At 67.7% G+C, this 23,444-nt stretch carries 11 protein-coding genes, 1 pseudogene and 1 riboswitch; of the genes and pseudogenes, 6 read left to right on the plus strand and 6 right to left on the minus strand.

What is annotated here, in order from left to right:
* Nucleotides 1–10: 10 nt before the first annotated feature.
* Entirely contained in the window at nucleotides 11–1,264 is a 1,254-nt protein-coding gene (locus tag AB4039_RS33030) for a YncE family protein (protein WP_442272506.1), read from the plus strand.
* Nucleotides 1,265–1,324: 60 nt separating this feature from the next.
* On the plus strand, nucleotides 1,325–2,563 hold the full coding sequence (locus AB4039_RS33035; RefSeq protein ID WP_442272507.1) for a GNAT family N-acetyltransferase: 1,239 nt from the start codon (nucleotides 1,325–1,327) through the stop codon (nucleotides 2,561–2,563).
* Between the two features lie 25 nt (nucleotides 2,564–2,588).
* Here AB4039_RS33035 and AB4039_RS33040 read toward each other — a convergent pair whose 3' ends face one another.
* The 4 genes from AB4039_RS33040 to AB4039_RS33055 form a co-directional block, all read right to left on the minus strand.
* Nucleotides 2,589–4,805: a terpene synthase family protein gene (locus AB4039_RS33040; protein ID WP_266843373.1), complete on the minus strand. Its 2,217-nt coding sequence runs from the start codon at nucleotides 4,803–4,805 to the stop codon at nucleotides 2,589–2,591.
* Nucleotides 4,806–5,004: 199 nt separating this feature from the next.
* On the minus strand, nucleotides 5,005–5,202 hold the full coding sequence (locus AB4039_RS33045; protein ID WP_442272508.1) for a hypothetical protein: 198 nt from the start codon (nucleotides 5,200–5,202) through the stop codon (nucleotides 5,005–5,007).
* A gap of 99 nt (nucleotides 5,203–5,301) precedes the next feature.
* Nucleotides 5,302–5,598, minus strand: a complete 297-nt coding sequence (locus AB4039_RS33050; RefSeq protein WP_442272509.1) for a hypothetical protein — start codon at nucleotides 5,596–5,598, stop codon at nucleotides 5,302–5,304.
* Nucleotides 5,599–5,740: 142 nt separating this feature from the next.
* On the minus strand, nucleotides 5,741–8,449 hold the full coding sequence (locus AB4039_RS33055) for an FG-GAP-like repeat-containing protein (protein ID WP_442272510.1): 2,709 nt from the start codon (nucleotides 8,447–8,449) through the stop codon (nucleotides 5,741–5,743).
* Between the two features lie 901 nt (nucleotides 8,450–9,350).
* On the opposite strand from AB4039_RS33055, the gene AB4039_RS33060 reads away from it, so the two are divergent.
* Entirely contained in the window at nucleotides 9,351–16,793 is a 7,443-nt protein-coding gene (locus tag AB4039_RS33060; RefSeq protein ID WP_442272511.1) for a ricin-type beta-trefoil lectin domain protein, read from the plus strand.
* A 69-nt stretch (nucleotides 16,794–16,862) separates the two neighbouring features.
* On the plus strand, nucleotides 16,863–17,627 hold the full coding sequence (locus tag AB4039_RS33065; RefSeq protein WP_442272512.1) for a barstar family protein: 765 nt from the start codon (nucleotides 16,863–16,865) through the stop codon (nucleotides 17,625–17,627).
* A gap of 169 nt (nucleotides 17,628–17,796) precedes the next feature.
* On the opposite strand, the gene AB4039_RS33070 is transcribed toward AB4039_RS33065, so the two are convergent.
* The gene (locus tag AB4039_RS33070; protein WP_442272513.1) at nucleotides 17,797–18,045 is read right to left on the minus strand and encodes a transposase; all 249 of its coding nucleotides are present in this window, start codon (nucleotides 18,043–18,045) and stop codon (nucleotides 17,797–17,799) included.
* A gap of 44 nt (nucleotides 18,046–18,089) precedes the next feature.
* Here AB4039_RS33070 and AB4039_RS33075 point away from each other — a divergent pair.
* Nucleotides 18,090–18,341 (plus strand): annotated as a pseudogene (locus tag AB4039_RS33075) (DUF6188 family protein); the annotation flags it as partial.
* Between the two features lie 451 nt (nucleotides 18,342–18,792).
* On the plus strand, nucleotides 18,793–19,632 hold the full coding sequence (locus tag AB4039_RS33080; protein ID WP_442272514.1) for a barstar family protein: 840 nt from the start codon (nucleotides 18,793–18,795) through the stop codon (nucleotides 19,630–19,632).
* On the opposite strand, the gene cobN is transcribed toward AB4039_RS33080, so the two are convergent.
* Nucleotides 19,590–23,210 carry a cobaltochelatase subunit CobN gene (gene cobN / locus AB4039_RS33085; protein WP_266843376.1) on the minus strand — a complete coding sequence of 1,207 codons (3,621 nt, stop codon included), beginning with the start codon at nucleotides 23,208–23,210 and terminating at the stop codon, nucleotides 19,590–19,592. The genes AB4039_RS33080 and cobN overlap by 43 nt on opposite strands.
* A 53-nt stretch (nucleotides 23,211–23,263) precedes the next feature.
* A riboswitch (cobalamin riboswitch) is annotated at nucleotides 23,264–23,364 on the minus strand.
* Nucleotides 23,365–23,444: the final 80 nt, after the last annotated feature.

Genomic DNA, 23,444 nt, shown 5'->3' on the forward strand with positions numbered 1-23,444 from the left:
AGTCGAACGGATGTTACGAAGCCTGCGCACCCGGTACCCCGTGGCCGCGGTCCTCCTCGCCGCCACCGCCGTCACCGCCCTGGCCGCGCCCGGCCGGGCGGCGGCCCCCGCCGAACCCCTGCGCGAGGTGCTGTTCGTCGGGAACAACTGGGACGGCACCGCCGACGCCCTCGCCTCGACCGGCGACCTCGCCCGGATCGGCCGGATCAACGTGATCCCCGACAAGGAGGAGCGGCTGCGGGAGATCTACCKCAACCCCGTCAAACTCGCCTTCTTCCTCGGCATCCGGGCCGGTGCCGGAGAGGGCCACGACCAGTTCGCGGACGACATGTACACCACCCCGGACGGCTCCGCGGTCGTGGTCTCCCGCCCCAGCTTCGCCGACGTCGTCTCCATCGACGTCCGTACCGGCCGGATCAACTGGCGCTTCCCCGTGGCCGGATACCGCGCCGACCACATGGCGGTCTCGCCCGACGGCACGCGCGTCGCCGTGTCCGCGTCCACGGCCAACACCGTGCACGTCCTCGACATCGCCACCGGCCGCGAGGCCGGCTCGTTCGCCACCGGCGACAAGCCGCACGAGAACACCTTCAGCCGGGACGGCCGTTACCTGTGGAACAGCTCGATCGGCGACGTGACCTCCGCCCTCGACGCGCCCTGGCTGGACTGGACGAAGGGCGACCGGAAGATCACCGTCGTCGACGCGCGGACCTTCCGGACCGTCCGGGTGATCGACATGCGCGAACGCCTCGACGCCTTCGGCCGCCGCGACCTCTCCGACGCCGTCCGGCCCATGTCCTTCAGCCCCGACGAGTCGAAGATCTACTTCCAGGTGTCCTTCTTCAACGGCGTCGTCGAGTACGACGTGGCCACCGACCGGATCACCCGGATCAAGGAACTCCCCGTCAACCCCGCCACCAGCACCGACCGCACCACCTGGGTCAACGACTCCCGCCACCACGGCCTGTCGATGAGCCCCGACGGCACGAAGCTCTGCGTCGCCGGGACCATGGACGACTACGCGACCGTCGTGGACCGCGCCACCCTCGCCCAGGGGCCGCTCGTCCCGGCTGACAAGCCCTACTGGGCCACGGTCGACGGCGACGGCACCGCCTGCGTCATCTCCGAGAGCGGCGCCGACCGGGTCACCGCCATCGACTTCGCCACCGGAGCCAAGCGGGTCTCCGTCCCGGTCGGCGACCACCCCCAACGGGTCCGTCTCGGGCACGTTCCGGCCGGCTGGAGCGGCCCCACGCCCTCCTGAACGGGCAGATCCAGCCACTATGGGGTGACCGGTCCGCGATGACCGATTAGTCTCCGGATCATGGTGGACATCCGCGAGGTACCCGAGGCCGACATCGACCGCGCCCAGGAGCTCGCGTACCTGGTCTTCCACGACCGCCCGGAACGAGAGGCACGCGAACGCCACCACCGCCTGCTGAGCGGCTGCGACCGGCTCGGCGCCTACGACGGGGAGGCGCTCGTCGGCTTCATGGCCGCCCACGCCTTCCGCCTCTCGGTCCCGGGCGCCGACCTCCACTGCCCCGGGCTCACCTTCGTGTCCGTCGCCCCCACCCACCGGCGCCGGGGCGTCCTCACCGCGCTGATGCAGGAGCGGCTGCGCCGGGCCGGGACCGCGGGCAGCCCGGTCGCCGCCCTGTGGGCATCCGAACCGGCCATCTACGGCCGCTTCGGCTACGGGCCGGCCACCCAGGGCGTCACCATCGAGATCGACTCCGGTCGGCCGCTCGCCCTGCGGATCGACCCCGACCCGCGCCCGCTGCGCCTGGTGGACCCGGCCGACGCCCTCGACGTGATCGCCCCGTACCACGAGGCCGCCCGCCGCGTGCGAGCCGGCCGGCCGACCCGCGGCGCCGAACGCTGGGAGCAGGAGTGGCTGTGCGAACGGGACGAGGAGGACGAGGAGTTGGGCCCGCCCCGGATCATCGCCCTCGGCCGGCCCGGACAGCCGGTGGCGGGCTACGTCCTCTACCGCACGAAGCCGCAGGACGACACCGGCCCCTTCCCGGTCCGCACCCCGGGCCTGGTCCGCGTCGACGAACTGGAGGCCGACACGCCCGCCGTCGCCGCCGCGCTGTGGGACTGCGTGGCCTCCCTCGACCTGACCGGCACCGTCCGCGCCCGGTGCCGACCGGCCGACGACCCGCTGCTGCACTTCGCCGCCGACCGGGACCAGGTCAGGGTCACCGCCCAGTTCCCGGCGCTCTGGCTGCGCCTGGTCGACGTGGCCGCGGCGCTGACGGCCCGGTCGTGGGCGGCACCGGTGGAACTGGTGCTGCAGCTGGCCGACGTACGACTGCCCGCGAACGCCGGGCGGTTCCGGCTCAAGGCCGGGCCGGGCGGGGCGACGTACGAGCCCGCCCGCGCCGCCCCCGACCTGACCCTGGACGTACGGGAGCTGGCCGCCTGCTACCTGGGCGGGACCAGGACGGCGGAGCTGGTGGCCGCCGGGCTGGTGACCGAACACACCCCGGGCGCGGCGGCCGCCCTGGACGCGGCCCTGAGGACCGGGCCGCTCCCGCACACGGGGGACGAGTTCTGACGGGGACGGGGACGGGCCGCGGGGATCAGGCGGGCAGACGGAGCCGGGCCGCAGCCATGCCGAATCCGGGGCCCCGGACGGCCGTGGACAGGCCGTCGGCCGGCCGGTGCAGGTCCTCCTCGCGGTAACGGCGGCACTTGCGGTGCCAGTTGAGGATCCCGGCCATCCAGTCCTTGAGCTCCCCGACGTACGCGTCGAGCCCGGCGCGCGCCTCCCGGTCCAGCTTCCAGTCGTCGTAGAGCAACGGCAGCTGCGACGCGACGATGTGCTCGAACTCCTCGGTGCGCTGCGTCATCAGGTCGTGGCAGATGTGCAGGGCCTGCTCGTAGCCGATGTCGAAGAAGTTCCGGGTGACGAGGACGTGGTTGTGGACCTCGCCCTCGACCTCCACCTCCTTCTGGTAGGAGAAGATGTCGTTGATCAGGCAGGCGGTGTCGGCCGCCGCGTTCTCCAGCGACCGGATCGTCCCGGAGCGGTAGATCTCCTCGGGGATGCCGCGGCCGGCCTGGCCGAGCCGGCACAGGTACATCGTCAGGTGCGAGCCGAAGGTGTGGCGGCGCATCTCGGCGTAGTCCACCGGGTCGGGGATGCGGTTCTGGATCTGGTTCTCCATCTCCCACACCCAGCTCTCCAGCATGCTCACCAGCGTCGCCCGGAACTCGGCACGGACCTCCGGGGTCATGCCCTCGCTGGTGCGCACCCACAGGTCGGCGAGGGAGCGCTCCATCGCGGTCAGCGGCAGCGGCTGTTCGGCGTGGTCGACCGGGATCATCGAGACCAGCCGGGCCGTCGTCGTCTTGGCGGCCGGGAGGTTCCTCGACTGGGCGAACACCACCGGGTAGTAGTCGTCCCCGTACGTCCCCCAGGTCAGCCAGCACGCGTTGAGCAGCAGCGCCTCGGGCGTGGCGTCGGGGTCGATGCCGGCCGAGCAGAGCGCGAAGTCGTAGCCGCGCAGCTTCTGTTCGTTCCAGATCGTGGAGCCGGGATCGCCCGGCTGCGGGTCGATCAGGCCCATCCGGCGCGCCCACTCCACCGATCCCTCGCGGGCGGAGCCGAGGTGCGGGCTGAGGGAGAGCGGGAACGGCATGTGGATGTCCGGGATCACGGACGGGCCGGTGCGTTCGAAGGGGACGTGGGTGAAGGAGCGCCGGCGCAGTTCCATCGACCGCCGGGTGAACAGGGAACCGAGGTCGAGCGCGGTGGTGCCGAGCCCGCTGGGGAGGAAGGGCAGGGTGAGCGGGGCGGTGGCCCTGGCCTCCTTGTTCATGTAGCGGCTGGAGACCATGTGCCATTCGTGGCCGCCCGACTGCCAGTCCTGCAGGCCCTTGGCGTAGGCGAGGACGGCCGCGATCTCGGCGGGGTCCATGGCGTGGTCGGCGAAGAGCTGGGGGAGTTCGGCGAGCGCGGTCTGCTCGAACTGCTGGAGGCGGGAGGTGAGCAGGTCGTTGGAGGCCTCGGCGGCCTCCTGGGTGGAGCAGCCGAGGAAGGTCTCCAGGACCAGGACGGCGTTGGAGAGCTCGCCCTCGTCGGCGACCTCGCGTTCGTAGGAGAAGATGTCGTTCCTGATGTGCACGGCGTCGGCGAAGGCGTCGCGCAGCACACCGAGGGGGCGTGAGTGCGCCACGCGCGCGGGCACCTCGGCGGAGACGTACTCGATCAGTCCGGCCGACCAGGGGGCACCGCCCACCTTGCGGCGCATCTCGATGTACTCCAGGGGGTTCGCCACCCGCCCGATGTTGATGTTGGCGAGCTCCCACATCGACTCGTCGAGCAGGTTCTTCGTCGAGAGAGAGAATCGTTCCCGCCAGTCCATCGACATGGCCGGAACGGTCCGCGCCCACAGGTCCGCGAGTCCCGCCTCGACGGGGTTGGTGGCCTCGGGGAAGCCCGCGGCCAGATCCATCGGCATGAAGGCGGCGAGCCGGTCGAGGTACGCCTTGGCGCCCTCGCGGTCCTGGGAGCGCTTGTACATCTCCAGGAAGTGGTCGTCGAAGAAGAAGACCCACACGTACCAGTCGGTGACCAGGTCCAGCGCGTCACTGTCGCAGTCGGGGTGGGTGTACGCGCACAGCAGGGCGTAGTCGTGCGAGTCGAGGTCCTTCTCCTCCCAGACCCCGGAACCCTCCAGCATCCCGAAGCCGCGCGCCCACTGCTTGGTGTGGACCCTCGCCTCCTCCAGGTGGGGGTTGAGTCGCGCCGGATACGGCACGTAGAACTCCGGCAGTTGGAACGGCTGCGTCACGACGGCCCGGGCCTTTCGCTCAGGGACACGGGGACCGGCGGTTCCCGCCCCCCGCACGAGATCAGCAGGGCCCTACCCGCGGGGGCGGCGGTACAAGGGGGATTTCACTTCATCAGGTGACACCAGCCCATTTCCCCGGCGCTCACCCCCGGCACGGGCTAGCAGGGCGCCGGGGACGGTATCCGCGTACGGGCCGCGCTCAGCGAAGCCTCTTGACCTGTGCCGCGACGACCGTGGCGGGCGGCTCGGCGGCTCCGGACGCGCTGCGGGCGGTGAAGGTCGCGGTGGTGGTCCCCTGGCGCACGAGGACCACCTCGATCGAGGACTTCACGCCGTCCTGCTCCTGCTCGGCGCTGTAGGCCACGCTCTCGTCGCCGCCGGTGGCGGGAGCCGCCACAACCTTGGTGATCTTCGCCTTGTCGGTGCCGCTGACGGCATCGAAGCCGCCACCGCATGCCTGGCCGCCCGCCCTGACGTCGGCGAGGATGCTGGAAAGTCAGCCCTTTATGAGGTTGTAGAGGAGACCTGCGATGAGGAGATATCCCAGGTAGGAGGCGAATACCACGCCCAGCATCGCCAGGACCTTGACCGGCGTCCCGAACTGCTTCCGGGCGAGGGACAGGTTGGTGAAAAGGCCCGCTGCCCCGACGGCCCCACCTATCGCTCCACCTATCGGCAGCAGGAAGATCGGAGCGACCGAGAGCACCAGCTGCCACCAGGCGAGCCCTCGGAACTTGCCCCACGGGTCCTGCTTGCCGACTGTGCTCTTTCCGAGGTCGGGGATCTTCTGCATGTGTGAGAAACCTTCATTCCTGTCGTCATGGTCGTGGAGGCCCGAACGAGCCCGGCGGCATCCGTCCCGGCTTCGAGACGTTCGGGCCAGCGCAGGCGCCTGAGCGGGTCATTCCGGCCAGGCACCTGCGCGTTGCTGCCGGTTATCCGAGGGTGCGGGCGGTGGCCCAGTCGTCTTCCTCGACGCGTTGGCCGTTGCCGATGGTGGTGCGGCCGCCGTAGTAGAGGTGGAGGGTGCCGTCGTTGCGGGTGAGGTAGAGGTCGGGGATTCCGTCTCCGTTGACGTCGGGGGTGCCGCGCAGGAGGGGCCAGGTGGTGCTGTCCCAGCCGGTGGTGCCGTAGGTGAGGTCCTTGCCGTCGGCGGAGTTGACGGCGAGGGCGAGGGAGTTGATGTCGGCGCCGCCGTTCGGGCCGGGCTTTCCGCGGCGTAGGGCGAGGCCTCGGTTGGGGTCGGCGTCGTCGCGGAAGAGGAGGTCGGGGACGCCGTCTCCGGTGACGTCACGGACGTCGATGATGTCGCGTTTGGTCCAGCTGGTGGCGGAGAGCTGGCGGGCTTCGGTGATGCTGGCGCCGCTGTATCCGGTGAGGATCCAGAAGGTGTCGCCGGCGGTGGCGAAGATGTCTTCGGCGTGGTCGCCGTTCATGTCGGGGACGACGACGATCTGGGTGAGGGTGGCCGGGTCGGGTGCGCCGTCGGGGAGGAGGATTTCGGTGCGGCGGCTGATGTCGAAGCGGCCGTTGCCGTCGCCCTGGTAGACGTAGAGCTTGCCGTCGGGCATGCGGGCGATGAGGTCGGTGATGCCGTCGCCGGGGTACCAGTCGGTGGAGTGCGCGATCAGTGCGCTCTTGCCGGTGGCGTCCTTCCAGTAGCCGGCGGGGGCGGGTTTGCCGTTGTCGGTGGCGGCGGGCATCCAGGCGTCGACGTCGCCGGTGGCGTCGGCGGGGTAGACGCGCAGGTCTCCGGCCGCGTCGATGGCCAGGAGGTCGGCCTTGCCGTCGCCGGTGACGTCGCCGGGGCCGTCGAGGCCGGGGCGGGGGCGGACGTAGAAGGTGTAGATGAAGGGGTCGGAGAGGTTGCCGGCCTTGTTGACGATGCGGACGTAGAAGAGGTTCGGTCCGGCGTTGTCGGGGTTCACGTCGACGGTGACGGTGTCCTGGCCTGCGGCGGGGACGGCCTTCTTGTCGTAGACGGGGTGGTTCAGGGACCACTGGAACTCGCGGATGTCGGCCGGGTCGGTGCCGCCCGCGATGACGGTGATCTTGCCGGGGGAGAGGGTGTTCTTGCTCCATTCGGCGCCGTCGGGGCCGGGTGCGGGGAAGTCCTCGGAGCGGATCGTCGGCTTGACCGGCTGGCTGTGGTCGACGGTGAAGGTACACGGTTTGTCGGTACCGGCGGGGCCCACCCCGGAGGTGGATCCGTCCCAGTCATTGGCCGTGGCGGTCCAGGAGTAGGAGGTGTTCGCGGCGAAGGACTCCCAGGGAATGGTGGTGCGGGCGACGCCGTAGCTGTCGGGCCAGACCCACTGGTCGAAGACGGCCTGGTTGTCGGCGGTCCGCCAGACCTTGAACTGGATCTGCTTGAGGTTGCCGTCGCCGTCGCGGCCCTGGACCTCGAACATGACGTCGGACTTGCCGACCTTGTTGAAGGGGGCGTCGGTCACGCACAGCCCGCCGGGGACGGTGTCCATACCGGCGACGGCGGGCTCGTCGGGGGCCTTGTTGTACTCGACCTCGATGTACGGGGCGCTCTCGCCGTTGGCCTGGAACTTCTTCCAGTAACTCGCGTCGCTCTYGTTCGGGGAACGCACGCCGAGGGTGAGGCTCTGCCAGGCGCCGCGGGCACCTTCCTCGACCTTCGACTTGATGTCGATGCCGACCCACGCGTCGGGGCAGGAGCTGTTGTAGCCGTAGCCGGTGGAAGCTCCGGCGATGCGGTTGCCCCAGAACGTGCCGTTGTCCGTGTTGTTCCAGGTGCTGGAGCTGGTGATCAGCGGCGTGTGGTAGATGTCGAAGGCCCTCGGGTCACAGCCCCAGGAGTATGTCTGCAGCATCCGAAGGTTCGCCGTACGGATCTGCGAGCCGTACAGCTGGCTGCCGAAGTCGAAGATGAACGCCGCCCGTGAGGTACCGCCGGTGGTCGACTCGTACCCGACACGCGCCTCGGGGGTGCCGGAACCGCTGTTGTAGTTCTGGCCGTTCCAGAAGCTGGAACCGCCCTCGGTCTTGTAGAAGGTCGTCCAGTTCTGCTTGTGCCCCTTGAAGGAGGGGTCGATGAACACCGGGTACACGGTGTCCCCGTCGTTCAGCAGCTGCGCGTTCGGGGTCACCGTCAGCACGTTCTCTGCCGACAGCGCCGCCCCGGCCGCCTTCGCGTGATTGCCCTCCGCGCCGTTCAGACCGGCCAGGGCCAGGGTGGGGTGGTCCTTTGCCTCCGGCGCCGGCTTCGCCTGCGGCTCGCCCTCGGTGACGGCGACCTTGCCGGCCGAGTCCCACATGAACGGGGTAGGCGACCCTGCTATCTCCGCACCCTGGCTGTCTTGGGCGCTGACCGACTTGGATGCCTCGTCCAGGTGGAAGGCCAGATCTGGTGAGGCCAGTCGGTAGTTCAGTTGGCCGAGCAGTGGGTCGGTGGCGGCCTGCTTGTCCTTCACGACCAGCACGTGGGTGTATCCGCCGTCCTGGGCCGTCATCACAAGGTCGATGCCCGGGCGGACGTTCTCGTACAGGGCCCGCGGGCCGGAAACCACCGGCTCGGGCAGCGGCCCCGGCCAGGCAACGGTCAGGTCATGACCATCGAGCGTCAGCCGCACCAGATCCGTCCATGCCGGAGCCGGAGTGTCCGCCTTCGCCACAGCAGGCGTCATTAGCGGGTTACGCGAGATACCGCGCGAAGCACGCGCTGGATCACCGGACGACGCCTGGCTGCCGGCGCTGAACACAACGCGCCCGTTCACGGCCTTGGGAGCGAAGCCGCCGTCCACCCGCTGCAGGGTGGTGTCGATCGGCTTCCACTCGTTGCCCACCTTTGCCCGGGTCGCCGCACTCGACACCCGCAGCTTGAACGTCCCACCCGGCTGCGCCCAGGTACTGGTGTGTGCCGTGGCCTCGGCCGTGACCTCGACCTCCTTGCCACTCTCTCTGGCCAGGCGACGAGCCTCGGGCGCCGCAACCGGCCCAGAGGGGCTCTTGGACGCGGAGGCGGCCTCCGGCTTGTCCGCTCCGATAGTCAGGTGCACGCCCACAGGTACGGCGACARCGACGGCCAGAAGGGCGGCCATGCCACCGTGGACCCGGCGGCGGCGATACCAGCGACGACTCGGAGGCGCGACCGTAACTTGGTTCTCTTTCAAGGCTGTTGGCGGACTTTCATCCACAGATTTACTGACAGACATGGCTCTACTTCTCCCCCCTCGGGCACGCCTCAACAATGCCCTCGGCACTCAGAAAACGGCTTCGGCCAAGGGCTCGAAGCGTGAAAGGTCCGCTCCCCAACAGCCTTTCGCGTGCGGGTTGCGCGAGCTGAGCATGAACCATCACGCGGACAAGGTCACCCCTCCAAACCACGCAAACCCATTCCGATTTAACCCTTTTTAGGGTCTTTAGTGCGAAGTATTCGGAGCCTAAAGTGATAAAGCCCACACCGGATATCGGATTATGGCTTTACGGGGCGTCAGGCCACAGAATCAGCTGGCTATTTGTCAGTTTCCTGCCATACGTGTGTCTTACATCGTGGGCAGATCGTGGGGGGTCCAGATGTCGCCGTTCTCGGCGCACCATTTCCGCCTGCCCGGAAACAAGAGAGCCCGCGCAAGACGCGCGCGCCTCGCCGGGCGCACCGGCATCACCGTCTCGGTGGCGCTGATCGCAACACTCCTGCCCATCCAGGCCTGGGCGGCGCCACCGGGCGACCGCAGCGGCGTGCAGCTGCCTGGCCTCCAGCAGGATATGAAGGCCAAGCTCGACAAGGTCGAGGCGGCCAAGCTTGAGGGCTGGGCGGGCGCTCCGGTCCAGTCGCCACCCGAGTACGAACCTTCGAAGGTGGCGCCGCCTGTCGGTGGCACCGAGCCCGTCACGCTGACGGGTGAGCAACTGGTGCAAGCGGGAACTCTGCCGGTGAGTATCGGCAAGGCCTCGCCGACCTCGGAGAATCCGGCTCCGCCGACGCCCTCCGGTACCTGGTCAGTATCGGTCGAGACGCGCACCAAGACGGAAGCGGCCAACGTCGACGGCGCCCTCATCAAGGTGACACCGCCGGCTGAGGGCTCGACGCCGGTCGACGTACAGCTGGACTACAAGAAGTTCAAGGACCTCTACGGCACCGAATGGGCCACCCGCCTCAAGCTCAAGCAGTTTCCCGAGTGCTTCCTGACCACCCCGGATCTCCCGGAGTGCTCGGTGTCCAAGGACGTCCCGAGCACCAACGACCCGGCCACAGGCACCGTCCGAGCGACAATCGATCCCGCTACCGCCCCCGGCCAGGGCATGCGCACCATGGCCGGCGGCAGCGGCGGCCCGACGGTCCTGGCAGCGTCCGACGGAGCCTCCGGCGCAGGCGGTACGTACACCGCGACGCCCTTGGCGCCCTCGGGAAGCTGGAGCGCCGGCGGCAGCGGCGGCGGCTTCTCATGGGGCTACCCGCTGACGATGCCCCCCGCGCCCGCGGGGYCGGCCCCGACGGTGGCGTTCTCGTATGCGTCGCAGGCGGTCGACGGCAAAACCTCCGTCGCCAATGGTCAGGCGTCCTGGATCGGTGACGGCTGGGGCTACGAGCCCGGGTTCATCGAGCGCCGCTACCGTTCCTGCTCCCAGGACCGGAAGGCCTCGCCGAGCGCTCCGAACAACGACAACGCCACCGACAAGAAGAAGAGCGACCTGTGCTGGGCGGGCGACAGCGTGGTGATGTCCCTCGGCGGTAGCACGACCGAGCTGGTCCACGACGCCGCGTCCGGGCAGTGGATTCCCGCCGGTGACGACGGCGCACGCATCGAGCGGAAGACGGACGCCACCGTCGCCAACGGAGCCAAGGACGGCGAGTACTGGCTCGTCACCACCCGCGACGGAACTCGTTACTTCTTCGGCCGCCACGATGTGGACGGCGCTGGCAACAGAGCCGTCACCAACTCGGTCTTCACCGTCCCCGTCTTCGGCAACCACCCGGGCGAACCCTGCCATCAGACCGCCTTCGCGGACTCTTCCTGCACGCAGGCCTGGCGTTGGAATCTGGACTACGTCGAGGACGTAAGTGGCAACGCCATGGTGATCGACTGGGCGAAGGAAACCAACTACTACGCCAAGAACGAGAAGACGGCGGCGAAGGTCTCCTACGACCGGGGCGGGTACCCTACCCAGATCAGCTACGGTCTGCGCAGCGACAACCTCTCGGGCCCGCCGGCCGCGAAGGTCGAGTTCACCGTCGCCGAACGCTGTATCAAGGAAGGCACCACTCAGTGCTCGAACGCGGAGTTCGATGGCAACAACTACGGTGACAAGCAGCCCTGGTGGGACACTCCCTCCACGCTGAACTGCAAGGCAGAGGCCAAGGACTGCTACGTCTCGTCCCCGACCTTCTGGACCCGCAAGCGACTGACCTCCGTCACCACCAAGGCGCAACGCACCCAGGGCTCGACTGTTCTGTCGCTCGTCGACCGGTGGAACCTGGCACAGTCGTTCCCCAGACAGCGGACCGACACGCACCCGCCGCTGTGGCTGGAGTCCATCACCCGTACCGGCTATGGGACCGCGAAGGACACGGCAGACAATCAACAGAGCACTACCCTGCCGCCGGTTTCCTTCCTGCCCAATGTCCAGGACATGCCCAACCGGATCGCTTCCGGACCCACCGACGCCACTCCCGATTTCGACCGTCTCCGTGTGGAAACCATCCGCAACGAGACCGGTGGCGAGATGGCAGTGGACTACTCCGCGCCCTGCCCGGTGGGCGGCACCCATCCGAAGCCCGAGGAGAACACCTCCCGCTGCTTCCCGGTGCACTGGTCCCCTGACGACGATCTCGAGAACCCGCCGCTGACGTGGTTCAACAAGTACGTCGTCGACAAGGTCATAGAGAAGGACCGGGTTGCCCGGCAGCCCGACGTGACCACGAGCTACACCTATGAGGGCGACGCTGCCTGGGGCAAGGACACCGATGAGTTCTCCAAGCCCGAAATGCGCACCTACAACCAATGGCGCGGTTATGCCAGCGTCCTCGTGAACACCGGCGTCACCGCCAACACGGGTAAGCCCGAGGCCACCGAACAGTCTCAGACACGCACACGCTTCTTCCGCGGCATGTCCGGCGACGCCGGCCGCCCCAAGATCACGATCAAGGACTCCACCGGCACCGAAGAGCTCGGCGAGGACCTGCCCCAGCTCCAAGGGCTCGCAGCCGAGACGATCACGTACCTCCAGGCAGGCGGCCCCGTCGCCTCCCGTGAGCTGACATGGCCGTGGAGCCAGAAGACCGCGTCCAGGACCAGGGACGGAACCACACCGCTGGAGGCGTTCCGCTCCGGAACGCTGCGCACCGACTCGATCACACCGATCAGCGGCGGCAAGACGCGTGTAGTGCGGTCGCAGAACACCTACGGCAGCAACTACGGACTGCTTGAGACGACGCAGGTCGAGGCCCTCACCTCAAACGGTTCAGGCTGGGACACGACCGAGTCCAGCTGCACGGTCACCACCTACGTCCACAACACCGACAAGAACATCGTCGGACTCGCACAGCGCGTGCGGACCACAGCCGGTGACTGCACCAAGACCGCTACCGGCACCGTCTTCTCAGACGCGCGAACGTCGTACGACGCCCAGAACGCCTTCGGCACGGCGCCCACCAAGGGCCTTCCCGTCCAAGTCGACACCATCGACGGAGCAGGCACCGGCTGGATCACCGCCAGCCGCACCGAGTACGACGCACTCGGTCGCCGCACCAAGGAACTCGACGCAGCGGGCAACGCCACGACGACGACCTTCAGCCCGCCGACAGGCCCCGCCTTCAGCGCCACCGCCACAAACCCGCTCGGCCACACGGGAACGTCCAAGGTCGACCCGGGCCGCGGCAGTGCCCTCGAAGTGGCTGACGCCAACAACCACAAGGTGATCCGGACGTACGACAACCTGGGGCGCGTCACCCAGGTCTGGACCGCCTCCCAGGACCCGGCCAAGGACAAGGCCGCGTACAAGTTCGCGTACCAGATCTCCGAGCACGAAGCCCCCGTCGTCACCAGCAGTGCCCTGCGGGACAACGGAACGTACGAGTCCACCGTCGCCATCTACGACGGCCTCCTACGCCCACGCCAGACCCAGAAGGAAGCCCTCGGAGGCGGCCGCATCGTCGGCGACACCCTCTACAACGCCAACGGAGCGGTGCGACGCACCAACAACAGCTACTACGCGGAGGACAACCCTCAGGGGAAGATCTTCGTCCCGGAGTCGAACTTCCAGGTTCCGAACTCGACCGCTGCGGCGTACGACGGCCTCGGGCGAGTCCTGCGCGCCACCACCATCTACGGCGACCCCTCACAGCCGGCGACTGCCACCGTCAACGAGTACGCCGCCGACTGGACACTCACCCGCACGGGAATGTCCGCTGACGCCGTACCAGCCCCGCTGCCCGGCAGCAGCACCGTCAAGACCACCACCGACGCGTTCGGCCGGACGACGCTGCTTCAGCGTGCCGTTACTCTCACCAACCCCATGACCTGGAGGGACACCAAATACGAATATGACGTACGCGGCAAGCTCTCCAAGGTCACAGATCCCGCAGGCAACAACTGGACATACGCCTACGACGCCCGCGGCCGACAGACCGGGTCCACTGACCCCGACGCGGGTCCCACCTCGGCTGGATTCGACAACCTCGACCGCCAGATCTGGACGAAGGACTCCAGCGGCCGCACGCAGTACAGCGGGCTCGACGCTCTCGGCCGTGTGACGGAGCTTCGGGACAACGCTGCCGACGGTCCGCTCGTTGCCTCATGGACTTACGACTCCCTGCCTGGCGCCAAGGGGCAGCCCGTCGCCTCCACCCGCTACGAGGGCGGAGCCGCCTACAGCAGCGAGGTCACCGGATACGACGCCGAGTACCGGCCGACCGGAACCAAGATCACGATCCCGGACGTCCCGGCGGCCAAGGGCCTGGCCGGCACCTACACCTACAGCACCACCTACACCCCGACAGGCAAGGTTCAGTCGACCACCCTCCCCGCCACGCCAGGAGGCCTAGCGGCGGAGAAGCTCGTCACCCGCTACAACGCAGACGGCATGCCGCAGAGCATGTCGGGCCTGTCCTGGTACACCGCCGACGTCAAGTACAGCCCGTTCGGTGAGGTCCTGCGCACCGCTTCTGGGAATGCCCCCAACCGGGTGTGGACCACCACCCTCTACAACACGAACACCGGGCAGGTCACCCACCAGATCAGCGACCGCGAGACCGGGCCGAACCGGATCAGCGACGTCTCCTACGGCTACGACCTCACCGGCAACATCACCTCCATCACCGACTCCCAGCCCGGCGGCCGGGAGGACCGCCAGTGCTTCGCCTTCGACCCGATGGGCCAGCTCACCAAGGCCTGGACCGGCAAGACCGCGGCCTGCACCGGCCCCACCCTGTCGGACGTCACTGCCGGTCCGGACGGTGACGGCTTCTGGCAGGAATACCAGTTCGACACCATCGGCAACCGCACCAAGCTGATCAACCACGACCTGACCAACCCGGCACTGGACGACGAAACCACCTACACCTACGGCGTCACCATCGCCGGCGGGGCCCAGCCTCCGGTGAAAACTCAGCCCCACGCCCTGGCCAAGGCCGAAAAGACCACCCGCAACCCGGGCTCCACGGTCACCTCGCTCACCGACTACACCTATGATGCGTCCGGCAACACCAAGACGCGGCGCATCGATGGCGACACCCAGGCTCTGAACTGGGACCGCCGGAACAAGCTCACCTCCGCCAGCAGCCCCGGCATCGGGGCAGCCTCGGTCATCGGAGCCTCCGGCAAGTGCATCGACGTGGAATCCGGCGGCACAGCCGACGGCACCCCAGTGCAGATCTATCCCTGCAACGAGACCAAAGCCCAGCAGTGGCGCCTGACCGGCGACACCGTCCGCGCACTGGACAAATGCCTCACAACCAGCGGCAGCAAGCTCGCCCTGGCCGCCTGTGACGGCAGCGACAAGCAGAAGTTCGTCTACCGGGCGAGCGACAAGTCGCTGAACAACCCGGCCACCAACCAGTGCGTCGACGTCCCCAACAACGCTGCCGACGGCAGCGACCTCCAGCTGTGGTCCTGCAACGCGACCGGACCCCAGCAGTTCACCTTCGACAACACCACCACCTACTTCTACGACGCCGGCGGCAACCGCCTCATCGAGGAAACCGGAAGCGCCCGCACCCTCTACCTCGGCGACACCGAGATCACCGTCAACAAGGCCGGCCAGGCCCTCGACGCCGTCCGCTACTACGCGGGCCCTGGCACCACCACCATCCGCCGCACCAGCGGCAAGGCCACCAACCACCAGCTCAGCGTCCAGCTCGCCGACCACCACGGCACCGCCACCACCACCGTCGACCTCGCAGCAGGCCAGAACATCACCCGCCGCAAGTCCGACCCGTACGGCAACCCCCGCGGCACCCAGCCCGGCAACTGGCCCGGCAACCGAGGATTCCTCGGCAGCGGCGTCGACGACACCAACACGGGACTAACCCACGTAGGCGCCCGCGAATACGAGCCCGCCACCGGACGCTTCATCTCAGTGGATCCCCTCATCAACATCGCAGATCCCCTGCAGATGAACGGGTACACGTACGCCAACGGCAACCCCATCAACCAGACCGATCCATCCGGACTCTGCAGCGGCCACGACCCGGACGCCAGCTGCAGGGGGTTTGTCCCGGGCAAGCAGTACGTCATGCCGGACAACCCGAGACGTCCGCAAAGCGAGGGCACCACTTACGTCCGCACCCATTGGAATACCTCCTCATTTTCAGCGGGCCCCGCTCGCGCCGCAGCACCTGCTGTTGTAAAGAAGAGCGGGAAGTCAGTCGTCATCCACAATGTCTACGTACCCACTCATGACGAACTGATAGCACAACACAAATGGGCCAGCCCCGAACATACCTGGGCCGAGGACCTTCAAACTTGGACACGTTCCCAGTGCGCCCCTCCATCCATGACCCACGACAAGGCTGCATTCTGCGACACGGCCGGCCAGATGGGGTTGATGGGAACCACCGAAGATGCCGACATACTCGAACTGGTTGGACTCCGCAATGCCTACGACTGTGCCGTTGAAGGTGACGGCGGAGCATGCAAGGACGCTGCTGTAGACGCAGCCGTCGATGCGGGGATCACCCTGATATCAATAGGCATTGGCAAGGCAGCCAAGGTCGGTTTCAAAATTCTCAAGCAGGGACTGAAGAAGGGTGATTCAACGGTCATCGAGTGCCTCACGGAAGTAGCAGCCAACAGTTTTCCTGCAGGCACTCTGGTAAGGCTCGCCAGTGGTGACACCAAGAAAATTGAGGATCTCAAGAATGGCGACGAGGTACTCGCCACAGATCCCGAAAGCGGCACAACTAGCGCAGAACCAATTTCCGCCGTCATCGTGACAGAAACCGATAAGCAGTATGTTGAACTGACGCTGCAGTCGGCAAGCGAATCTTCCTCGGTCATCTCGACCGCACATCACCCATTCTGGTCCAGCTCAGCATCATCCTGGATCGACGCTGCTGACCTGCAACCGGGCACGCTGCTCCACACCGGCGACGATCACGTCGTCACCGTTTCAGACAGCCGCCGGTTTGAAGCCCGTCAGCGCACCTACAATCTCACCGTCGCCGGACTCCACACGTACTATGTGCTGGCGGGCGAGACGCCAGTCTTGGTTCACAACAACAACTGTCCCAAGGGGAAGCTGTCGGATCGCCTACCCACGGGAATGAACAACAAGATCGCTGCGGCTTACGACGCCGTGAAGGAAGGACGGATTACTTCGCACGACACGTATAAGGGACGCGAACACCCGTGGTGGAAGGGTTCCAAGGAGTACCGCGTGCCGGGCAGGCCGGATACTGAAAGAATCCTGGAAAAGGAGCTGCCGAACGGCGTCAAGGTATATGGCTGGACATCCACGCATTACACGAAGATTCAACCCTTCAGCGCACCCCATTTCCCTGACGCGGGATGGAATTAACGGCTCTATTGGTTAACTGGTGCAGCGACCCTTATTGTCGCTGCACCAGTTCTGGCTTGGGGATTAAAAATGGCTAACAAACTGCCCGTAGCGGGCAAGGTGGATTTTCCACTATACGTGCTATCGGATGAAGAGTCCGGAGGGGTTCTTGTTGCCGCTGAAAGCGTAGATGGGTTCTTTGTCGCCCCGGAAGAAGAGTCGCCGGAAGTGGCCTTCCTGGGAGTCCATCAGGTCGATATGAGTAGAAGGAAGGTCGAAGATGCAGTAATGGCGGTCATGAACCGAAAACAAGAAAAAATTGGCGAGTACTTCATCGGTCGGGTTATGCTCGGAGATACAGACACAGAGAAGCCAGGCAGGAATATTTCGAGCGTCAAATACCGACTCTTTAGCAATCACTGCGAATATCCCGAAGCTGAAAGAATTTGGCCACGCTGGGCATCGGGGGCTAACCTGGAGAAGGGTGAATGGCTTCGGTGGCCAGCGAACTACCAGGACGCATGGCTGCACGTCGTTCAGAATTCCTGGTTCACTTCGAACCGCAGGGCCGCCCGCTATGGAATGGAGGAGCTTGTCCACTTGGATGGTGGGCAAATTTCCACAAAGTCGGGATTCTATTGCGCATTGGGTGAGGCCGTCAATGGCCCCGGTGGGTACTTTGGATCGAATCTTGACGCTCTCGCGGACTGCATTTCTTCAAGTTCCGGCGAGGGACCCCCTGCGAGGATTATTTGGCGGAACTTTCAGGCATCTCAAGAATCTCTTGATCGCGCCTTTCTGGATTCAATTATAGGCCTAATGCGCGAATTCCGCGTAGATCTCGCCACTTGCTGACTTCGAGTGGCGTGCGCGCGCGAGTATATAAGATACCCCGTCAGATGATATCTGATTGGGGTCACAGCAGTAGATGACGGCAACGTCAGCGGCCGGCGGATCCGGCGAGGTGGTGTCAACGGTCGGAGCTGGGGTCTGGCCCAGGTTCTGTGGCGGTGGTTACGGTGCGTCAGGCTAGAAGTACGCGCGTGCGGAGCAGGTGGAAGTCGGCGCGTCCGAACATCTGTCGTTTCAGCATCTTGATGCGGTTGACGGCGCCTTTGACCTGGCCGGAGTTCCACGGGGTGCTCAGTCCGGCTTCGACGGCATCGTAGTCGCTGTTGAGGGCGTTAGCGAAGGTGCTGATGCCGCGTAGTCCGGAGGTCATCGCCTGGGTGATCCACTCGGGCAGGCGGTTGCCGTCCAGTTCGGTAAGCATCTCGGCGAAGGACCGGACCAGGTCGGGCGGTTCTTCAGGTCTCGTCTGGGGATCTTGTGTCTTTTGATCCAGAATCTCCGGATCTTGTGGCCTCCCAGCTTGTTCGGCTGGCCCGTGACGTAATTATTGCGGCCAAGGTGGGAAGAGCCGGGGGCCTAGTGATCGAATTTGAAAGCGGCTCGAAGCTTACTGTCTGGCCGGATGAAGATTATGAGGCGTGGGGGCTTGTCGGGCCGAAGGGACAGCGAGTGACTTGCATGCCAGGAGGGGAGATTGCAGCGTGGAGTGGGGAGTGATGCTCGGCGGTAGCCGGAAATCCTGACCGCCGCGCCGCACCTCCTGGTGTGCGGTAAGAGAAAAACAGTGGCCCCGTCGGCAAGCTCCCGGCGGGGCCACAGAGGTGTCTGACGGCAACGTCAGTGGACGGTGGCTCTGCCAGGGTCGGTGCGTGAGCGGCCGAGGTCTCGATGGCCTCGCGTTTGGACCGGCAGACGGTTGCGACGCCGGTTTCGAACCCGGCGGCAAGCTGGGTAGGCGGGCCAGTACGAGCCGGGCCTGACGGTTGGCGGGCAGTCGTCGCCAGCGGGTTCAGGTCTCCCGTTACTGAACGGCGAGCTGCTTCGTCAGGTGCTGCCCGCTGCGGCTGTACAGGTCGGTCGGGTAAGGATGGACAAGCATGCCCTTGGCGGACTCGGTGATCCTTGTCGAGAAAGTGTTTGTTGCCGAGTTCGTCGAGAAGGGACAGAGGTGACTTCGTTCGATGTGACCAGGCCTGAGACGCCGTGGGTCATTTTCGGGCCTCGTGGGGCGACTGAATTTAAGGAGCAGGCAGCGGCTCTGCTTGCTGCGAGTGGCCGGGTGTACGAGGTGCATGCTTGCGATCTGGCAGATGAGGCCGGTGTGCTTGACGCCTTCGCTCGGGTGGTCGGGGTCCCCGGCTATTTCGGCTGGAACTGGGATGCTCTGGTCGACTGCCTCGATGACCTCCACGAACCCGTCACGGGCGGAGTGGGGATTGTCGTGGTCGTCCACGGGGCCGATGTGCTGCTCGGGGCAGATCACCTCAAGGTGTTCACGACGATGCTCTGCCTCGCGGCGGACCGCGCGAACACCGCGGTGGATCCGGATGCCGGCCTCAGGGATCAGCCCGTGGTGATCGAGCACTTCGTTTTCCTGCTCGACGACGTCCGCGCCGAGGAGTTCGCCGCGGGGATCGAGGATCCCGACGTCGTCGTCCGTGTGGAGGGTGACTTCCTCACGGTTGCCTTGAACCTCGATGCCTGGCGGCCCGAGGCGGCCGGACGTCCGAAGGTCTCCTGTCTCCAGGGGACCCAGTGTGACTCCCGGGACCGCCCGGCACCTGGGCCGTCGGCATGTCCGTACGCATGCCACCCACCGGCCCCACGGGGAGGGTGGAGAAGGGGCATGGGGTTGTGTTTCCGTGTGCGAGTTCCGGTCCAGACGGCGCTGGCCTCCTCGCCCGCTTGGTGGGGGAGGAGGCCGGTTCGTGTTGTGGGGTCGGGTTCGGTGACCCGGGTGGTGGGTTACTCCGATTCGCCTTCGAGGTTGCCTTCCGTGTCCAGGTAGACCTGGCGGAGGGATTCGAGGATCTGGGGGTCCGGCTTTTCCCACATGCCGCGGGATTCGGCTTCCAGGAGGCGTTCCGCGATGCCGTGGAGGGCCCAGGGGTTGGCTTCCTCCAGGAAGGCGCGGTTCGTGGGGTCCAGGACGTAGGTTTCCGTCAGCTTGTCGTACATCCAGTCGGCGATGACCCCGGTCGTGGCGTCGTAGCCGAAGAGGTAGTCGACCGTCGCCGCCAGTTCGAAGGCGCCCTTGTAGCCGTGGCGGCGCATCGCCTCGATCCACTTGGGGTTGACCACGCGGGCGCGGAAGACGCGCGAGGTCTCCTCCACCAGGGTGCGGGTCTTGACCGATTCCGGGCGGGTGGAGTCGCCGATGTAGGCCTCGGGGGCCGTGCCGCGCAGGGCGCGGACCGTGGCCACCATGCCGCCGTGGTACTGGAAGTAGTCGTCCGAGTCCGCGATGTCGTGCTCGCGGGTGTCGGTGTTCTTCGCCGCGACCGTGATGCGCTTGTACGCCGACTCCATCTCGGCGCGGGCCGCGCGGCCCTCCAGGCCGCGGCCGTAGGCGTAGCCGCCCCAGACCGTGTAGACCTCCGCCAGGTCGGCGTCGGTGCGCCAGTCGCGGGAGTCGATCAGCTGGAGGATGCCCGCGCCGTACGTGCCGGGGCGGGAGCCGAAGATGCGGGTGGTCGCGCGGCGTTCGTCGCCGTGGGTGGCGAGGTCGGCCTGGGCGTGGGCGCGGACGTAGTTGTGGGTGGCCGGCTCGTCCAGGGAGGCGGCCAGCCGGACCGCGTCGTCCAGGAGGCCGATGACGTGCGGGAACGCGTCGCGGAAGAAGCCCGAGATGCGGAGCGTCACGTCGATGCGGGGGCGGCCGAGTTCAGGGAGGGGGATGGCCTCGATGCCCGTGACGCGGCGCGAGGCCTCGTCCCAGACGGGGCGGACGCCGAGGAGGGCGAGGGCCTCGGCGACGTCGTCGCCGGAGGTGCGCATCGCGCTGGTGCCCCACAGGGACAGGCCGACCGAGGCGGGCCACTCGCCGTCGTTGTCGGTGCGGTAGCGGGTGAGGAGGGAGTCGGCCAGGGCCTGCCCGGTCTCCCACGCGAGGCGGGACGGGACGGCCTTGGGGTCGACCGAGTAGAAGTTGCGGCCCGTGGGGAGGACGTTGACCAGGCCGCGGAGCGGGGAGCCCGACGGGCCGGCCGGGACGAAGCCGCCGTCCAGGGCGGTGACCACGTGGGCGATCTCGTCCGTGGTGCCGGCCAGGCGGGGGACCACCTCGTGGGCGGCGAAGGTGAGGACGTCGGCGACGGCCTGCGGGTGGCCCGCCGCGACCGTGGCGACCGCCTCCGGGGACCAGCCCGCGTCCTCCATCGCCTGGACCAGGGCGCGGGCCGTCGCCTCGACCTCGTCCGCCGAGGTGCGGGTGGCGGCCGACTCGTCCAGGCCGAGGGCCTCGCGCAGGCCGGGCAGGGCGGAGGTGCCGCCCCAGATCTGGCGGGCGCGCAGGATCGCGAGGACCAGGTTGACCCGGGCCTCACCGGTCGGGGCGCCGCCGAGGACGTGCAGGCCGTCGCGGATCTGCGCGTCCTTGACCTCGCACAGCCAGCCGTCGACGTGGAGGAGGAAGTCGTCGAAGCCGTCGTCGTCGGGGCGTTCGTCCAGGCCCAGGTCGTGGTCGAGCTTCGCCGCCTGGATCAGGGTCCAGATCTGGGCGCGGATCGCCGGGAGCTTGGACGGGTCCATGGCGCTGATCTGCGCGTACTCGTCGAGGTGCTGCTCCAGGCGGGCGATGTCGCCGTAGGACTCGGCGCGGGCCATGGGCGGGACGAGGTGGTCGACCAGGGTGGCGTGCACGCGGCGCTTGGCCTGGGTGCCCTCGCCCGGGTCGTTGACCAGGAAGGGGTAGATGAGGGGGAGGTCGCCGAGCGCGGCGTCGGGGGCGCAGGAGGCGGAGAGGCCGGCGTTCTTGCCCGGCAGCCATTCGAGGTTGCCGTGCTTGCCCAGGTGGATCATCGCGTCGGCGCCGAAGCCGCCGTCCTCCGCGCGGGCCTGGATCCAGCGGTACGCCGCCAGGTAGTGGTGCGACGGCGGCAGGTCCGGGTCGTGGTAGATCGCGATCGGGTTCTCGCCGAAGCCGCGCGGCGGCTGGATGAGGATCAGGAGGTTCCCGCGGCGCAGGGCGGCCAGGACGATGTCGCCCTCGGGGTTGGAGGAGCGGTCGACGAACATGTTGCCGGGCGCCTCGCCCCAGTGCTCCTCGACGCTTTCGCGGAGGTCGGCGGGGAGCTCGGCGAACCAGCGCCGGTAGTCGGCGGCCGGGATGCGGACCGGGTTGCGGGCCAGCTGCTCCTCGGTCAGCCAGTCCTGGTCGTGGCCGCCGGCCTCGATCAGGGCGCGGATCAGCTCGTCGCCGTCGCCGGAGACCAGTCCGGGGATCCCGTCCGCCGGGCCGAAGTCGTAGCCGTGGGAGATGAGGGTGCGCAGCAGTTCGACGGCGCTGGCGGGGGTGTCGAGGCCGACCGCGTTGCCGATGCGGGAGTGCTTGGTGGGGTACGCGGAGAGGACGAGGGCGATCTTCTTGTCGCGGCGCTCGATGTGGCGCAGGCGGGCGTGGCGCACGGCGATGCCGGCGACGCGGGCGGCCCGCTCGGGGTCGGCGACGTAGGCGGGCAGTCCGTCCTCGTCGATCTCCTTGAAGGAGAAGGGGACGGTGATCAGGCGGCCGTCGAACTCCGGGACCGCGACCTGGGTGGCGGCGTCGAGGGGGGAGAGGCCCTCGTCGTTCTCCTCCCACGTGCTGCGGGAGCCGGTCAGGCACAGGGCCTGGAGGATCGGCACGCCCAGCGCGGCGAGGGCGCCCGCGTCCCAGGACTCGTCGTCCCCGCCCGCGGAGGCGGTGGCCGGGCGGGTGCCGCCGGCGGCCAGGACGGTGGTGATGACGGCGTCGACGCCCTCCAGCTCGGCCAGCAGCTCCGGCTCCGGGGCGCGCAGGGAGGAGACGTAGAGGGGGAGGGGGCGGGCGCCCTTGGCCTCGATGGCCTCGCACAGGGCGTGCACGAAGGCGGTGTTGCCGCTCATCTGGTGGGCGCGGTAGTAGAGCACGGCGACCTGGGGGCCGCTGTCGCGGCCGGCCGTGCGCTCCAGCCGGCCCCAGGTGGGGGAGCCGGCCGGGGGCTCGAAGCCGTGACCGGTGAGCAGGACGGTGTCGGAGAGGAACCGGGCCAGCTGGCCGAGGTTGGCGGGGCCGCCGTGCGCCAGGTAGGCGTGCGCCTCGGCAGCGATGCCGATGGGGACGGTGGAGGCCTCCATCAGTTGGGCGTCCGGGGCCTGTTCGCCGGTCAGTACCACGACCGGGCGGGTCTGGCCGGGGGCCAGGAGGACATCGAGGCCCTCCTGCCAGGCGCGCAGGCCGCCGAGGAGGCGGACGACGACCAGGCCGACGCCGTCGAGGAGACCCGGGAGGTCGTCGAGGGGAAGGCGGGAGGGGTTCGCGAACCGGTACGGGACGGGGCCGTCCGCCGTGTTCGCGGCGCGAGCGCTGAGCAGATCGGTGTCGGACGTCGACAGCAGCAGGATCATGCGGCGGCAGGCCTTCCTCGGGGTTTCCGCGCCCCGGGCAGTGAGGACGGCGGGAGTTCCTGACTCACCCGGCGCGGGTGCTCCGCGGGGTTCACAGTGGCGGGACCGCGCCGGAATCGCACCGGGCTTCCTCCCATGTCGCCGTCCTCGGCGATGACGGGCCGAACGGTCCGTCGGAAGGTCATCTTAGGCGGCGTCGTCCCTRGCCGGGAGTGGGGGTGGGGGCGCGATGGG

The sequence above is a fragment of the Streptomyces sp. M-16 genome (assembly GCF_052114405.1).
Taxonomy (GTDB): Bacteria; Actinomycetota; Actinomycetes; order Streptomycetales; family Streptomycetaceae; genus Streptomyces.

What these genes read in the sequence shown, in the direction of transcription:
- AB4039_RS33035 (WP_442272507.1), top strand. Translation starts at nt 1,325, where the DNA reads ATGGTGGACATCCGCGAGGTACCCGAGGCCGACATCGACCGCGCCCAG.
- AB4039_RS33050 (WP_442272509.1), bottom strand. Translation starts at nt 5,598, where the DNA reads ATGCAGAAGATCCCCGACCTCGGAAAGAGCACAGTCGGCAAGCAGGAC.
- AB4039_RS33065 (WP_442272512.1), top strand. Translation starts at nt 16,863, where the DNA reads ATGGCTAACAAACTGCCCGTAGCGGGCAAGGTGGATTTTCCACTATAC.
- AB4039_RS33070 (WP_442272513.1), bottom strand. Translation starts at nt 18,045, where the DNA reads ATGCTTACCGAACTGGACGGCAACCGCCTGCCCGAGTGGATCACCCAG.
- cobN (WP_266843376.1), bottom strand. Translation starts at nt 23,210, where the DNA reads ATGATCCTGCTGCTGTCGACGTCCGACACCGATCTGCTCAGCGCTCGC.